Origin of the sequence: Wenxinia saemankumensis, assembly GCF_900141735.1 — a bacterium.
Classification (GTDB): Bacteria; Pseudomonadota; Alphaproteobacteria; order Rhodobacterales; family Rhodobacteraceae; genus Wenxinia; species Wenxinia saemankumensis.
On record NZ_FQYO01000009.1, the window covers coordinates 1 to 14,760 of the forward strand.

General features: G+C 66.5%; 12 protein-coding genes. All 12 read right to left on the reverse strand.

From position 1 onward, the window contains the following. Positions 1-376: 376 nt before the first annotated feature. The gene (locus BUE30_RS16880) at positions 377-610 is read right to left on the reverse strand and encodes a type II toxin-antitoxin system Phd/YefM family antitoxin (protein WP_073334273.1); all 234 of its coding nucleotides are present in this window, start codon (positions 608-610) and stop codon (positions 377-379) included. Between the two features lie 1,214 nt (positions 611-1,824). Further along, entirely contained in the window at positions 1,825-3,387 is a 1,563-nt protein-coding gene (locus BUE30_RS16890; protein WP_073334279.1) for a hydantoinase B/oxoprolinase family protein, read from the reverse strand. Then, on the reverse strand, positions 3,380-4,471 hold the full coding sequence (locus tag BUE30_RS16895; RefSeq protein ID WP_073334281.1) for a M24 family metallopeptidase: 1,092 nt from the start codon (positions 4,469-4,471) through the stop codon (positions 3,380-3,382). Before BUE30_RS16895 ends, BUE30_RS16890 begins: the two co-directional genes overlap by 8 nt. 5 nt (positions 4,472-4,476) lie before the next feature. Beyond that, the gene (locus tag BUE30_RS16900; protein ID WP_073334283.1) at positions 4,477-6,126 is read right to left on the reverse strand and encodes a hydantoinase B/oxoprolinase family protein; all 1,650 of its coding nucleotides are present in this window, start codon (positions 6,124-6,126) and stop codon (positions 4,477-4,479) included. Further along, positions 6,123-8,201, reverse strand: coding sequence for a hydantoinase/oxoprolinase family protein (locus BUE30_RS16905; RefSeq protein WP_073334285.1), 2,079 nt, complete (start codon positions 8,199-8,201; stop codon positions 6,123-6,125). The genes BUE30_RS16900 and BUE30_RS16905 overlap by 4 nt, the downstream gene beginning before the upstream one ends. Before the next feature lies 1 nt (position 8,202). After that, entirely contained in the window at positions 8,203-8,685 is a 483-nt protein-coding gene (locus BUE30_RS16910; protein WP_073334287.1) for a GAF domain-containing protein, read from the reverse strand. After that, positions 8,682-9,479 (reverse strand): ABC transporter ATP-binding protein, encoded by a 798-nt coding sequence (locus tag BUE30_RS16915; RefSeq protein ID WP_073334289.1) that lies wholly within the window; start codon positions 9,477-9,479, stop codon positions 8,682-8,684. The genes BUE30_RS16910 and BUE30_RS16915 overlap by 4 nt, the downstream gene beginning before the upstream one ends. Continuing rightward, positions 9,476-10,345, reverse strand: a complete 870-nt coding sequence (locus tag BUE30_RS16920; RefSeq protein ID WP_073334291.1) for an ABC transporter ATP-binding protein — start codon at positions 10,343-10,345, stop codon at positions 9,476-9,478. Before BUE30_RS16920 ends, BUE30_RS16915 begins: the two co-directional genes overlap by 4 nt. Then, complete coding sequence (locus BUE30_RS16925; protein WP_073334293.1) at positions 10,342-11,175, reverse strand: ABC transporter permease; 834 nt, start codon at positions 11,173-11,175, stop codon at positions 10,342-10,344. The genes BUE30_RS16920 and BUE30_RS16925 overlap by 4 nt, the downstream gene beginning before the upstream one ends. Beyond that, positions 11,172-12,203: an ABC transporter permease gene (locus BUE30_RS16930; RefSeq protein WP_073334295.1), complete on the reverse strand. Its 1,032-nt coding sequence runs from the start codon at positions 12,201-12,203 to the stop codon at positions 11,172-11,174. Before BUE30_RS16930 ends, BUE30_RS16925 begins: the two co-directional genes overlap by 4 nt. Before the next feature lie 81 nt (positions 12,204-12,284). After that, on the reverse strand, positions 12,285-13,856 hold the full coding sequence (locus tag BUE30_RS16935) for an ABC transporter substrate-binding protein (protein WP_073334297.1): 1,572 nt from the start codon (positions 13,854-13,856) through the stop codon (positions 12,285-12,287). Further along, positions 13,853-14,497 carry a helix-turn-helix domain-containing protein gene (locus BUE30_RS16940; RefSeq protein WP_083601464.1) on the reverse strand — a complete coding sequence of 215 codons (645 nt, stop codon included), beginning with the start codon at positions 14,495-14,497 and terminating at the stop codon, positions 13,853-13,855. Before BUE30_RS16940 ends, BUE30_RS16935 begins: the two co-directional genes overlap by 4 nt. Between the last annotated feature and the right edge of the window lie 263 nt (positions 14,498-14,760).

Here is a 14,760-nt window from a genome sequence, read left to right on the forward strand (position 1 = left end):
CATCCACATTCCGCGCTGGCCATGCGCTCGCCTGTCGAGTTCAGATCAGCGCTCAACCCCAGCCAGGCTGTCCGGTGAAACGGGGGGCACTCCAGGGACGCGGCGCTCGTCCTTGCCATCGCCACCACGGCGGGCGGCTATCTCGGAGCCCGGCTGTCCCGGCGGATCGTGCGCACCGACCTGCTGCGGGCGGGCATCGTCGCCGTGGGCGCGGTGATGACGATGATCTTCTTCGTGGTCTGATAGGCGGACATTCAGGCCGACCCCGATCCGGCGGCAGTGCTCGCTCAGGCTGGACGTTTCGAGATCCAAGGTCGCCACATGTTCGACGTATCCTTTTCTCGTGCTTGGCGTCCGGGGTGGTCCCGTTCTTTCGTCAGGCGCCCCAACTCTTCCTGGTTTCCGCACTCATCGGCGCGAGGAAATCCGGAATGCTTTCAGATGGCACGATCCCCTTGAGAGCCCCCAGGCGAACCCCTGAAGATGATTTCACCGGGATCAGACGCACCACGGGATTGCCACGGCGTGCGATGACAGCCTCCTCCCCCCGCTCCGCGGCCGCCATGAGTTCCGAAAGCCGGGCCCTTGCCTCGCTCACGTTCAACTGCAACGTCGATCCGCTCCCTGTGTCGGCACAGGCTCCCTTTCACAACACACCGATGCGAGTTTCCGGAAGCATGACCACTCGCTCCCTCAAACATATCCGCCGCGGCCGTCGCAACAAGCTCGGCCCGCGCGGCGCTGTCTTCGTTCTCAAAGGGCTCTCCTCGGTCTCGCGATAGAGGGGAAGACGGCCGGGGATGAGGACCGCGGGGGCCCCAGTGCGCGTCCGCAATGGCGGCGACGCCTGGAACGGCGCGGGGTCGTTCGCACGGTGCCCGGCGCCGGAAAGTGTGCTGGGCAGCCAGGTCACCCATTTCCAGGATGGCGACTTGATCCTCGTGGGGCTGATCCCGATCCGGATCGTGAACCTAAGCAGCGTCGAAACCGCTTAGCCGCCGGCGAGCGCGCCACGGCCGAGATCTGCGGGACTCGTGTCAGGTGCCACCATGCGCCGCACCCTCGAAGGCCGAATGAGCTAGGATCGGGCGGTTGGCCTCTGCCACCTGCCGGACGGGCGGGACATAGGCGAGGTGCTGATCCCCGGGGCTTCTGTGGTCGCTGGCGCTGAGATTGCCGATCCTGTTCCATGCCGATCGCTTAGCCGGGCCAGAAGATAAGGCGCAGCCATAACCTGAAATTGCCGATCTGCGTTGCCGATCCGCGTTTCTTCGAGGGGGTGCAAGCTGCACGAGCCCCGGGGCGTTGCAGACAGACTCCCAAATTTGTCTATAACCACCTCAGCCACATCCTAGCTATCGCGCGATCCGGCGGGATGATATCCATCGCCCCGCGCAGGCGGGTGATCGCAGCCCGTAACCGAGAGCCGCTGGGGCAGGCCTGCGATTGCCAAGGCGGTTAGGCGGTTGATCCGGCGGTAAACCTCCGCCGGAGCCCATGCGGCCCCGTCGAGGTGGTCCTGCGCGCCGGGGTGGGGCTTCGGCTCCGCCCCGGGTCCACGGCGCAGAGACATCCTGTTGAAGGCCGGGCGCTCCGGCGTCTTCCGAAAACCGCGGATGGATGAGCATGAGTTCCGATCACGACACTCCCGGCCTCAGGGATCTCTCTGCCAAGACCGAGAGTGACCTGCGCGATCTGGTTGCTGCGGTCGAACGGCACTGGGATGAAATCGGCTGGCCGACCGAAGCCGTAGTGCGCTGCCGCGGCATAGTCGACAGCGTAGTAGTCCACGTGGTATTTGGGTAGGATATCCCTCAAAAAAGCCTAGCGCTTTCCGTTTTCCGGTGCGTTTCCGCCTCTGGCTGTCAAGACCTCCAACTCGTCGGACTTTCTCAGCTCCAAACGGCTGACATAGCAAGGTTGGTTCTCGGTTTGGCCGCCTCGTGTAAGCCGCAGAGCGTTCGTGCCACCCTCTCGCGCGCCGGGAAGAGGCCATGCGGGCACGACGCCATGAGAAAAACCTACCGAAACCACGGCGTCAGACCGAAGGCGATACCGGGTGCGCAAGCCGCGGCCGCCGCTTCGCTCTCCGGCCTCCTTGGCCGCCTCACCCAATTCCCGCGCCACGATCTCGAGGCCGTAGCGAGCCTCCGCCACTTCGACGGGGCAGTTGAAGGTGTCGCCGTGGTTAGTTGAGAACATCGCCGAATTGCCGTCCCGATCCGGCGTCGCGCCCCAGCCGCCAAGCTGAGGCTCGACCATGGAGAAGGCCCGCCCGGTATCGGGATGCCGGCCCGCAATCACCAACCCGTAGATTGTGGCGAAGCTGCCTGCCGGCAGGTTCAGGCCTGCCGTCTCGGCCAGACCCCGCCAGAGCATGTCGATCAGCCGGATCCTCGTCTCGAAATAGTATCCCTGTGCCGCGTCGGGCGTGGGATCGAAGATCGAGCCGGGACGGGTCCGGACCTCCAGGGGCTCGAACGACCCGGCATTGGCGAACCGTTCGGGATCCGTCAGGGCCTTGAAGAGGATCTGGCAGGCGACGAGCGCGCCGTCGCGGCTGGTATTGTAGGGCCCGGGCGTCTGGTCGGGCGCCTCGGTCAGGTCGACGATGAACCGGTCCTCGGTCACCTTAATCGACGCGTGCCATGTCGTGCCGTCGTCCTGCGGCTGCGACGCCCGGTAGGTGCCTCGGGGCATCGCGGCGAGGCCCTGGAGCGCCCGTGCCCGCCCGGTCTCCCGCGCATCGCGGATCGCGCTCTCCAGCATTCCGGTTCCGTAGCGCCCGCAGATCCCCCGGATCAGCCGCGCCGCCCGCCGCCCGGCGGACACTTGGGCCCAAAGATCGCCGGTGACGAACTCGGGCAGCCTCGAATTCGCCCGGATGATGTCGGCGACGGCCTCGTTCCGCGTCCCGCCCTCGAAGAGCCGCAGGATCGGCAGCCGCAATCCCTCGGCGACGAGCGATGTCACGTCGGTGGCCATCGACCCGGGCGTGCTGCCCCCGATATCGCCCCAATGCGCGATGGAGGCGACCCAGGCGACGAGCGTGCCCTCATGGAAGACCGGTTCGGCCACGACCACGTCGTTCAGATGCGTGACGCCGCCGCCGTTGGGGTCGTTGGTGACGAAGACGTCGCCCTCCGCGATGCGTCCGTCCTCGCGGGCCACGATCGCCTTCACCGACTTGTCGAGAACACCGACGAAGGACGGGATGCCGGCGCCCGAGCTGACGAGCGCCCCGCCGGCATCGGTGACCCCGGTGCCGACGTCGAGCACCTCGTAGATGATGGGGCTCATGGCGGTCTTGCGCAGGACCTCGAACATCTCCTCCGCCGCGCTGTCCAGCGCGGACTGCACCACCGAGAGCGTGAAGGGATCAGACATCGATCCGCACCGCATCCCGGGGCAGGGCCGAGAGGATCTCGGGCCCGTCCGCCCGCAGCACCACGATGTCCTCGAGCCGGATGCCGAATCGGCCGGGCAGATAGATGCCCGGCTCGATGGAGAAGACCATGCCCTCGTCCAGGACGGTGTCGGAACTGGCGGTGATGTAGGGCGGCTCATGCACCTCGGTGCCGAGGCCATGCCCGGTGCGATGGACGAAATAAGCCCCATACCCGGCGTCCGCGATGACGGAGCGGGCGGCGGCGTCCACCTCGCGCGCCTTCACCCCGGGGCGAGCCGCGGCGAGGGCGGCCTGCACGGCGGCCTCGACAACGGCATGCACCTCGTCGTAGCCGTCAGGGGCGTCGCCGATCAGCGCCATCCGAGTGATGTCCGAGGAATAGCCGTCGATGCCGCCGCCCAGGTCCATCACCACGGCGTCTCCGGCCTTCAGCACCGTCTCGCCGGTATGATGATGCGGATAGGCCCCGTTCGGCCCGGCCCCCACGATGGAGAAGAGGGGCTTTGCCCCGGCCGCCGCGAAATGACCGCGGATCACATCCGCCACCTCGGTCTCCGTCAGCCCGGGCCGCATGGCGGCCCAGGCGGCCTGCATCGCGGCATCAGCGATGGCTGCATTGCGCCGCAAGGTCGCCACCGCCGCACTGTCCTTTCGCATCCGAAGGGCGCCGACCGTATCCTCGGTGAACCGGCGCGCCGCAGCCGGCAGGGCGTCGGTGACGAGAGCCGCGTGATCGGCGCGCATAGTCTCGTCGAGGATCAGGGTGCGGGCCTGCGCCGCGCCGAGCGCCGTCAGCAGGTTCGTCAGGGCGGCGCCCGGCCCCTCGTCGTCGGACCAGGTATGGAAGGGTAGATCGGTCTGGGCGCGGGCGCTTTCCGCCTCCAGGGCGGGCATGAGGAACACCGCGCCGTTCTGCGACACGAAGGCCAGGCAGGGGCGTTCGTCGGCATGGGGCCGGACGTCCAGCGCCCAGACCATGTGCGCGCCGGGGGCGAGGACGACGAGGTCGGTCTCCGTCTCGGCCATCTTCGCTTGCAGCTCGGGGATACGTGTGGTGGTCATCGTCGTCACTCCGCCTTGCCGTGGATGTCGCGGGCCCGTTCGGCCGTGATGAAGCCCTGACGGATGTCCTGCCGCACCGCGTCGGGATCGCGTTTCTTCGGGTCGCCGTAGCCCGCGCCACTTGAGGTCACCACGCGCACCACGTCATCGGTCGTCAAGGGCAGCCCCGTGACGAAGCTGTAGGTCGCTTCGCTGCCATCGGCCTTGATGACCTCGACATGGTTGCCTGAGCCTTCCTCGCCGCCTTCCAGCGACCAGGGCTTGACCTTGGAGCGGGTATAGCCGGCCGTCAGGAAGCCGTTCTCCGTCCGGATGCGGTATTCCAGCACGAGGCCGCGCCCCCCGTTGAACTGTCCCTCGCCGCCCGGCGCGGTGTTCAGGGCCATGCGGTCGACGAACAGCCCGTTCCGGGCCTCGCTGATTTCGGCGGGAGTGTTGTAGGTCTCGCCGTGGAAGCCTGAGAAGATGCAGGGATTGCCGTCCTGTCCGTCCCAGGCGCCCCAGCCGCCGATCTGCGGCTCGACGATGGTGTATTGCCGCCCGGTATCGGGGTGGATGCCGCCGATGAACGTCCCGCAGATGGAGCTGAAATGTCCGGCGGGCAGGCGTTCCGGAATATGCGGCGCAAGGCAGCGCCAGATCAGGTCGTAGACCCGGACCTCGGTCTCGAAATAGAACCCGATCGCCGACGGCTCGCGCGCGTGAAAGACCGAGCCCTCGCGGGTCAGCACCTTGAGCGGGCGGAACGACCCCTCGTTCGCGGGTGTGTCGGGATCGGTGAGCGACTTGAAGACCATCTGCGCGCAGATCATCGTGCCGTCGCGGCTGGTATTGGTGGGGCCCTTGTCCTGATCGGGGTTGTCGCGCAGGTCGACGAGGAACTCATCGTCCGAGATCGTGATCTTGACGGTGTAGACGCGCCCGTCGTCCTGTTCCTCCGACAGCTCGTAGCTGCCATGTGGCAGCTTCGCCAGCTCGGCCCGGGCGGCGCTCTCGCCGAAATCCATGAAGTGATCCATGGCGTGGAGGAACGTCTCCACCCCGTAGCGATCGGCGAGGCCGCGCAGCCGCCGCTCGCCCACCCGGACAGCGGCGATGGCGGCCCAGACATCGCCCTTGAGGAAATCGGGCATCCGGCTGTTGGCCGTGAGGATGTCCATCACGGCCTGATCGGTCTCGCCCTCGCGGATGATGCGGACGGCCGGAAGGCGCAGGCCCTCCTGGAAGATCTCCGTCGCCTCGCCGGACAGCGATCCCGGCGCCATGCCGCCCACGTCCGAATTGTGGGCGATGTTGGCCGTCCAGGCGATCAGCCGGTCGCCCGAGAAGACAGGCATGGCCAGCACCAGGTCGTTCAGGTGCGTCACGCCGCCATGCCAAGGATCGTTGGTGATGAAGACGTCGCCGGGGTGGATCGTCTCGTGCTTGCTCAAAATGAATTGGACCGACTTGTCCAAGACCCCGATGAAGGCGGGGATCCCCGCGCCGGACGAGGCGATGCGCCCCTCGGCGTCGGTGATCCCGGTGCCCATGTCCAGCACCTCGTAGATGATCGACGACATGGCCGTCTTGCGCATCGCCGCGAACATCTCGTCGGCCGCGGCCTGCAGCGAGTTTTGGATGATCTCCAGCGTGATCGGATCGGTGGTTGTCATGCCCGGCCTCCGCCCAGATGGATGTGGATGTTGCGATAGGCATCGAGCTCGACCCGGTTGCCTGGGTGGATCACGATGGTCGTGCCGGGATCCTCGACGATGGCCGGTCCGTCGAAGGCCATGCCAGGGGCGAGAAGGGTGCCGTCGTAGATGTCCGCCTCGTGGCGGCCCTCGGTCGCGTAATCGACGTGGCGTCGGCCCTTGTGGGCGGGCGTGGCATCCGCGGGGCCGATCTCGGCGGGCTGCATCTGCAACTTGCCCACCTCGGCCCGGGCCACAAGGTGGATGCCGACCATCTCCACCGGCGCGTCGAGTCTGTAGGTGTATTCCCGTTCGTAGGCGTCATGGAAGTCGGCGGCGATGCCCTCGAGCGCGGCGTCGGTCACAGGACCGGACAGCGCCACTTCGGTCGTATGTTCCTGGTTCTGGTAGCGGAACTTGCCGTAGCGCAGGAAGGTGACCTTGCCGGGATCGACGCCCTCGGTCTCGAAGGTGGCGCGCGCCTTGCCTTCGGCTTCGGCGAAGATCGCCTCGATGATGTCGCCCGCGCCGTCCGTCAAGTCGACGAGTTGCGTGACGAACGCATCCCGGCGCAGGTCCGACATCATCATGCCGAAGGCCGAAAAGACCGCGGCCGCGGCCGGAACGACGACCTTCCGGACCTGAAGCTCCTGTCCCAGGGCGACCGCATGCATCGCGCCGCCGCCGCCGAAGGCCACAAGGGTGAAATCCCGCGTGTCGTGGCCGCGATTGAGGCTGACGAGCTTCAGCGCGTTCACCATGTTGTTGTTGGCGATCCGCACGATGCCCTGCGCCGCCTCGTCGACGCTCACGCCCAACCGGTCTCCGACCGCCTTCAGCGCGCTCTCGGCGGCGGCCATGTCGGCGTCGATCTCGCCGCCGCAAAAATAGTCCCGGTTGATCCGGCCCAGCCAGAGATTAGCATCCGTCGTCGTGGCCTCGGTGCCGCCCTTGCCGTAGGCGGCTGGGCCGGGCAGGGCGCCGGCCGACTGGGGGCCGACATGCAGCTTACCGAAATCATCCACCCAGGCGATCGAGCCGCCGCCATTGCCGATCTCGACCAGGTCCACGACCGGGACCATGATCGGGTAGCCAGCGGACTTCGATGTCCGCTCGATCCAGTAGTCCGTCATGATGCGGACCTCGCCGTCCTCGATCAGCGAGCACTTCGCCGTCGTGCCGCCGATATCGAGGGCCAGGACGTTGGGCTCGCCGATCAGCTTGCCTAATTCCGCGGCACCCCAGAACCCGCTCGCCGGTCCGCTCTCCACCATGTTGATCGGGACGGCGGACGTCGCCTCCAGGCTGTCGACCCCGCAATTGGACTGCATGATATACGGGCTGCGGGGCAGGCCCTGGTCCTTGAGCCCGGCATCGAGCTTGCCCAGGTAGCGGGCCGCGACGGGCTGGACGTAGGCCGACAGGACGGTGGAATTGGTGCGTTCGTATTCGCGCCACTCCCGCGTGATCTGGTGCGAGGCCACGACCGAAATCTCGGGCCAGAGGCGGCGGACCTCGGCCAGCAGCGCTTCCTCGTGGGCGGTATTGGCGTAGGCATGCAGTAGGCAGATCGCCACGGCCTCCACTCCCTCGGCGCGGAAACCGTCGAGGATGCTGCCGACGCCGGAGAGGTCGAGCGGCGCCCGTTCCTCGCCCTTGTAGGTCATCCGGCCGGGCACCTCGGCGCGCAGGTCCCGGGACACGAAGGGGGCCGGCTTGATGTAGTGGAGGTTGAAGAAGTCCGGCCGGTTCCCGCGGGCGATCTCGAGGACGTCCCGGAACCCTTCCGTCGTGATCAGCCCGACCTTCACGCCCTTGCGCTCGGTCAGGGCGTTGATGACGACGGTGGTGCCGTGCGCCATGAAGCCGACCTCGGACGGCTCGATCCCGCCCTTCCTCAGGACGTTCAGGACGCCGGTCTCGAAATCGGGCGGCGTGGTGTCGGACTTGGCCGTCACGATCTCCATCGTGCCGTCGGGCCGGGTCTCGAAGGCGACGAGGTCGGTGAAGGTGCCACCCACATCGGTGGCCACGCGGCGGGTGGTCTGGCTCATGTCAGGCTCCTTTCTCGGAGATCCGGTGCATCAGGAAGGTCACCGCGCCGGGCAGCTTCAGCGTCTCGGCCCGTGCGACGTGCTCGCGCGTGTAATGGCCGGCCTCGTGCAGGCAGTTCAGGGTGCCGACGACGGTGCCGTCGATCACGATGGGGACGTTCATGCAGCTTTCGCAGCCCAGGGACCGGATCAGCTCGTGATCGGGAAAGACCGCGGCGATCTCCTCGATCGAGTTGGCCACGAAGGTTTCGTGCCGCCCCTCGACCTGGTCCGCCCAGCGGTCCTTGGTCAGCGGCTTCTCTCCCGAGACGGGATAGGCATCGGGCATCGTCGAGAAGTTCCGCCGCACCACGCCGCGCTCGCGCATGACCACGGTGGTGGTGAAGAGCTTCGCGCCAACGGTCTCCTGCACGAGGGCGGCAAGCGCCTCGAAGGCGGCTTCGGGTTGGCCTCGGCGCGCGACGGCCTGCGTGAAATCGGTCATGTCCCCTCCGCGAGACGGTTTCTGAGGTCGAGTTCGGTGTCGTCCACCACGGGCATGGCGCCGATCAGGCGGCGCGTATAGGCGTGGTCCGGGGACGAGAAAATCGCCTCGGTGCTGCCGATCTCGACCAGTTCGCCCGCCCGGAAGACGGCGACCCGGTCGGCCACATTGCGCACCACGGCGAGGTCGTGGGTGATAAAGATGTAGGTCAGTCCCCGATCCCGCCTCAGGTCGTTCAGGAGCCGCAGCACCCGCGCCTGAACCAGCACGTCGAGTGCCGAGGTCGGCTCGTCGAGGACCAGCAGTTCGGGTTCGCACACCAGCGCGCGGGCGATGCCGACCCGCTGGCGCTGGCCGCCGGACAGGGCCGCGGGCGCTCGGCGTCGCATGTCGCCGGGCAGGCCGACGCTTTCGAGCGCGGCCTCGACCCGGCGCGTGCGGTCGGCGCGGTCGCCGATGCCGTAGGTGTCCAGCCCCAACCGGACCGAGGCGCCAACGCTTCGCTTCGGATTCAGCGAAGAGAGCGGGTTTTGCTGCACGAACTGGATAGCTCGGCGTTGGGCGGGAGTCCGCTTCGCGGGCAGGGGCGTTCCCTTGAAGGCGATGTCGCCGGATGAAGACGTGAGGATGCCGAGGATCATGTTGGCGAGGGTCGTCTTGCCCGACCCGCTCTCGCCGACGACGGCCAGGCATTCGCCGCGCTGGACATCAAAGGACACATTGCGCACGGCGTGGACCGGCCCATTGGCCGTCTGGAAGGTCCGCGACAGGTCGCTCACACGCAGAAGGGTCATGACGTGCCTCCGTGCCGGACCATGGGGTCGAAAAAGTCGTCGCTGACTTCCGGCACGTCGGGCAGGCCCCGTCCGGTGATCCGGGGAACCGCTTTCAGCAGCGCCCTCGTATACGCGTGACCGGGATCGGCGAAGACCGCCGGAGTCGGCCCCTCCTCGACGATACGGCCACGATAGATGACGTAGATGCGGTCAGCGAACTCGCGCACGACGCCCATGTTGTGCGAGATGAACAGGACCGAGGTGCCGTGCCGCGTAACGAGGTCGCGCATCAGGTCGAGGGTCTGCGCCTGGACCGACACATCGAGGGCGGTGCCTGGCTCGTCCGCGAGCAGGAGTTTGGGATTGTTCGCCAAAGCCATGGCGATCATCACCCGCTGGTTCATGCCGCCCGAGAGCTGGAACGGATAGGCGTCCAGCACCCGGCCGGTATCGGGGATCGAGACCTCGTCCAGCATCCGTGCGGCGCGCTCGCGGCATGCCGCCCGGGTCAGCTTGCGGTCGGGGCGACGCATCACTTCGGCGAACTGGCGCTCGATCGTGAAGGTCGGATTCAGCGAGGAGGTCGGATCCTGGAAGATCATCGACATCTCGATCCCGCGAAGCGCCGCGCGCTCCTTCGGCGACATCATCATCACGTCCCGCCCGTCGAAGCCGACCCGCCCCGAGACGCGGGCACTCCTGGTCTCCTGCAGGAGGCCCAGGATGATGCGGGCGGTGACGGATTTGCCGGACCCGCTCTCTCCCACCAGGGCGACCTGCTCGCCCGCCCGGATGGCGAGGTCGATGCCGTGCAGCACGTCGATCTGTCCGGCGAGCGTCCGGAAGCCGAGCCGGAGGTCCCGGATATCGAGAAGCGCGGTCATTCCTGCACCCCCAGCACCTCACGCAGTCCATCCCCCAGCAGATTGAAGCCGAAGACCGCGGCGAGGATCGCGAGCCCGGGGAACACCGTCATCCACCAGCTGTCGGGCAGGTAGCGCGCGCCCTCGGCCACCATCGAGCCGAGATCCGGCGTCGGGGGCTGGACGCCGAGCCCCAGGAAGCTGAGGGACGAGGCGATGATGATCACGAAACCCATGTCGAGGGTCATCTTGGTGATGATCGCGGGCCAGCAGTTCGGCAGGATCTCGCGAAGGGCTATATGGCGCGTCGGCGCGCCGATGACCTCGGCGGCGAGGACGTAGCCCTCCTCCCGCTCGGAGCGCGCGATGGCGTAGACGAGGCGCGCATACCAGGGCCACCACATCACGGTCACGGCGATCATCGCGTTGGTGAGCGTGGGTTCCAGCACGCCCAGGACGGCGATGGCGAGGACCAGCGGCGGAATGGACAGGAATACGTCCACGATCCGCATCAGCACGGCCTCGGTCCAGCCGCCCATGTAGCCCGCGAAGAGGCCGACCAGCGTTCCGATGGGGACGGCGATGGCCAGCACGACGACGCCGAGGACCAGACTGATCCGGTAGGCGTAAAGGATGCGGCTGAAGATGTCGCGGCCCACGAGGTCGGTGCCGAACCAGTTCCGCGCCGAGGGTGCCTGATTGGCGAAGGCGAAGTCGACCACCGACCCGTTATGTGTCGGAAAGGGGGCAAGCAGCGGCGCGAAGATCGCGGCCAGCACGATCACCGCCACGAGGATCAGTCCGATCAGCGACAGCGGCGAGGCGGAGATGATGCGCAGGGACCGGATCACGATGCGGCCCCCCGGGTCGAATGGCGGATGCGCGGATTGAGGAAGGCGATGAGCAGGTCGACGACGATGTTCACCACGATGAAGGTGAGCGCGATGACGAGGACGGTCCCCATGATCGCGTTCAGGTCCTTGCGCAGGATGACGGCCACGCCGTAGCGGCTGAGGCCCGGCCAGGCGAACACCGCCTCCACCAGGAAGGCGTTGCCGAGCATCGCCGCGAAATCGAGGCCGATGATGGTGAGCGACGGAATGAGCGAGGGCTTGAAGGCGTAGCTGCGCGCGATCCGCGATGGAAAGAAGCCGTAGGCCTGGGCCATCTCGATATAGGGCTTGTCGTAGGTCTCCACCATGTTGGCGCGGGTCAGCCGGGCGGCCTGCCCGATGCCCGACAGCGCCAGGGCGACGGAGGGCAGGATCAGGTGGTGCAGCGCGTCGACGAAGGCGCCCCAGTTCCCCGCGAGGATCGTGTCGACGGTCAGAAAGCCGGTGACGCGCGTTATATCGTAGCTGTCGGACAGTCGTCCCGCGACAGGGAAGAGCGGCAGGTAGAAGGCGAAGATCAGCATCAGGATCACCGCCCAGACGAAGCTGGGGGCGGAGACAGTCAGCAGGGTCAGCACCCGGATCAGGTGGTCGGGCCAGCGGCCCCGGTAACGGGCGGCAAGGATGCCCAGCGGCAGCCCGATGCCGACCATCAGGATGCCCGCGAGGATCACAAGTTCCAGCGTGGCGGGCAGGAACTGTCGTATGTCGAAGGTGACGGGCCGGTTGGTGTAGAGCGAGGTGCCCAGATCGCCTCGGAGCACGTCGCGGACGAAGTAGCCGTATTGCGCGAGGATGCCCTCGTCGAGGTGCATCTCGGCCCGGATTGCGGCGACCTGCTCTGCGGTCGCGTTGGGGCCGAGGGCGATGCGTGCCGGGTCACCTGGAATAATCCGGGCGATGGCGAAGATCAGCATCGACACTCCGACAAGAACGATCAGGGAGATGCCGAACCGCCGCGCGAGGATGCGGATTACGGGGGACATGGCAGGGCTTTCCCGGGAAAGGGCAGGGGGTATGTCCGGCCCCAGTGAAGCAGAGGGCCGGACAAGAAGGGCCGGGGAGGATTACTCCTCAGTCATTTCCATCAGGCGGAACGTGAAGCCCATCCCGTCCATCCCGAAGGCCTTGGCCGGATCGCTCAGGGCCGGGACCGACACGCGGTTCGAGGCGGCGAATACCGACTGCCGGTCGTAGGCGTAGATCGTGGGCGCAAGGTCCATAAGCCGGGCGTTCAGCGCGCTGTAGGCGGTATCGCGTTCTGCCTCGGACGGTCCTCGGCGGCCTGCCTCGAGGGCCGCGTCGACCTCAGGGTCATCCAAGTATTCAGGCGACTGCCAGGTGCCCGGCACGGAGGAGTGATACATGCTGTAGAGAAGCGTATCCGGATCTCCGGTGACTGCATTGGCAAAGATCTGGCTGATATGCGGGGTGTTTTCGGGGCTGGCGACGCGCTCGGTGAAGAGCGCCCAGGGCAGTGTCTCGATGCTGGAGGAAATACCCAGCTCGGCAAAGTTGGCTTGCATCAGCAGGGCGAAGCGTTCCTCGAGCGGGACCTCGGCGATCCAGCTGATCTCGAGGTTCCAGTCCGCCGGCGGCGTCGGGCAGTCGGCCAGATAGGCTCGGGCCGCATCGAGGTCGCGGGTCAGCACGTCCTCGGCCGGATTCGCGCCGAACATGCCCACCGGGATCGCGCCCGTGGAGGCCGAGCCCGCGGCGACGTCGTCCGTGATCGCCACCATCTGCAGCGCGGTCGCGTAGTCGAAGGCGCTGGCGAGCGCGAGCCGGCAGTCCACGTCATCGAGCGGTGCCCGTGCCGTGTTCAGCTTGATGTAGAAGGCGCCAGTGCCGCTTTCGGTCAGCAGCTGCGCGCCGTCCTCAGCCAGCGCCCGGATGACTTCAGGCGGCAGCCACTGGCTGGCGATGTCGTGCTCCCCCTGAGCGAGAAGCGTCCGCACCGTCGCGCCCTCGAGCCCGTAGCGGAGGCGAACCTCGTCGGGGGCGGCCTCGTCGATCGGCAGGAAGTAATCGGAATTGACCGCCATCACGGTTTCTTCCTGCGGGTTGTGCGACGTCACCGTGTAGGCGCCGCTGCCTGCGCCGTGGGCAGAGAGGAAGCTCTCGCCCCATTCGTCATCTGCAGTAGCGTTAGCCTCAATCAGTGCCGAGTCGACGATTGGCAGCCGGACGAGGGAGGCGATGAAGGGTGCGTAGGGCTCGCCAAGGTCGAAGCGGACCGTGGTGTCGTCAACTGCCTCAGCCGTGACGCCGCCGAAAAGGTAGGACAGCCCCTGACCCAGCGCCTGCATCCGCTCGAGCGAATACACTACGTCGGCGGCGGTGAACGGGTTGCCGGACTGGAAGGTGACGTCGTCTCGGAGCGTGAAGGTGTAGCTGCTTCCATCGACTTCCCAGCTGGTCGCGAGGTGCGGGTCGTGGCCCGGCGCGCCTTGCGTGGGCAGGACCAGAGTGTCGTAGACGTTAAACATGAGGATGGAGTCGGCGTAGTCGGACGCCTTGGCGGGGTCGAGCTCGCCCACGGCGACCTCGTCGAGTCGCAGGACCGTCTGAGCGAAGGCCGGGGAGGTCAGCGCGGTGGCCGCGCCGAGCGCGGCGGCTAGAAGGGGGGTCTGTCTCATTCTCTCGTATCTCCTGTTGGAAGGTGGGTGTGGCCCCCGTTGATCGGGGTGCCGTTATGGATTGGGGACGGCGCGTCCCCGAAGATGTCCATCGTGCCGATCCAGAGGATCGAGGTCGGCTCGGTCGTGTGGTTCCAGGTCGAATGGACCCGGGTGCTGTCGAAATGGATCGAATCGCCGGTGAGCAGGATCTCGACCGTGCCCTCGATCTCGACTGTGACCTCGCCAGCGAGGATGAAGAACATCTCCTCCCCTCGGTGGCTGATCGGTTCGGCCCTGAAGCCGGGAGGCTCGTGAACGATCACGGAGTAGAGCTGCATCCCGGGAAACTTGGACGAGATGCGCTCGTAGTTCGGCCCGGCGGGATCGACGAAATAGGTCTCGCGATGGTTGCCTCGGGTCGTGCCGACCGCTTCCGGCTGGTCCAAAAAGTCCGAGATAGGCGCCTTCAGCACCTCTGCGATGCCGACGAGGGAGGACAGCGAGGGCGAGGTCAGTCCCCGTTCCACCTGGCTGATGAATCCCACGGAAAGCCCAGCCTTATCGGCCACCGTCTGCATCGACATCTTTAGCTGCTTGCGCCGGTTCCGCAAAGCAGAGCCAAGTTCCAAATGAGCGGAAGCGACTGGGTTTTTTACCATGACTAAAAGTCTGTTGCAGAGCAGCGCCCCGAGTCAAGAAGATTTTTTTAGTTATGCTAAAAATTCAATTTTTAAGCTTTTTCGGCCTTTGAGCGCCCAATAATTAGAGGTCTTGCCGACGGCCCTCGGCCTGATGAGGTCTGTAGACGGAGGAATAATTCACCGCCGCGGAGGACGGGTCGCTTCACTCATCGCCATCGTGTTCTCGGCTAACCAAAGCTCCCGACGGCGACACGATTGTCGTTGTCCTGAATCTGGTTTGG

Bases quoted from the DNA above. Each gene is read 5' to 3' on its own strand.
- BUE30_RS16890 (WP_073334279.1), bottom strand. From the start codon at position 3,387: ATGTCTGATCCCTTCACGCTCTCGGTGGTGCAGTCCGCGCTGGACAGC.
- BUE30_RS16895 (WP_073334281.1), bottom strand. From the start codon at position 4,471: ATGACCACCACACGTATCCCCGAGCTGCAAGCGAAGATGGCCGAGACG.
- BUE30_RS16900 (WP_073334283.1), bottom strand. From the start codon at position 6,126: ATGACAACCACCGATCCGATCACGCTGGAGATCATCCAAAACTCGCTG.
- BUE30_RS16905 (WP_073334285.1), bottom strand. From the start codon at position 8,201: ATGAGCCAGACCACCCGCCGCGTGGCCACCGATGTGGGTGGCACCTTC.
- BUE30_RS16910 (WP_073334287.1), bottom strand. From the start codon at position 8,685: ATGACCGATTTCACGCAGGCCGTCGCGCGCCGAGGCCAACCCGAAGCC.
- BUE30_RS16915 (WP_073334289.1), bottom strand. From the start codon at position 9,479: ATGACCCTTCTGCGTGTGAGCGACCTGTCGCGGACCTTCCAGACGGCC.
- BUE30_RS16920 (WP_073334291.1), bottom strand. From the start codon at position 10,345: ATGACCGCGCTTCTCGATATCCGGGACCTCCGGCTCGGCTTCCGGACG.
- BUE30_RS16930 (WP_073334295.1), bottom strand. From the start codon at position 12,203: ATGTCCCCCGTAATCCGCATCCTCGCGCGGCGGTTCGGCATCTCCCTG.
- BUE30_RS16935 (WP_073334297.1), bottom strand. From the start codon at position 13,856: ATGAGACAGACCCCCCTTCTAGCCGCCGCGCTCGGCGCGGCCACCGCG.
- BUE30_RS16940 (WP_083601464.1), bottom strand. From the start codon at position 14,497: ATGGTAAAAAACCCAGTCGCTTCCGCTCATTTGGAACTTGGCTCTGCT.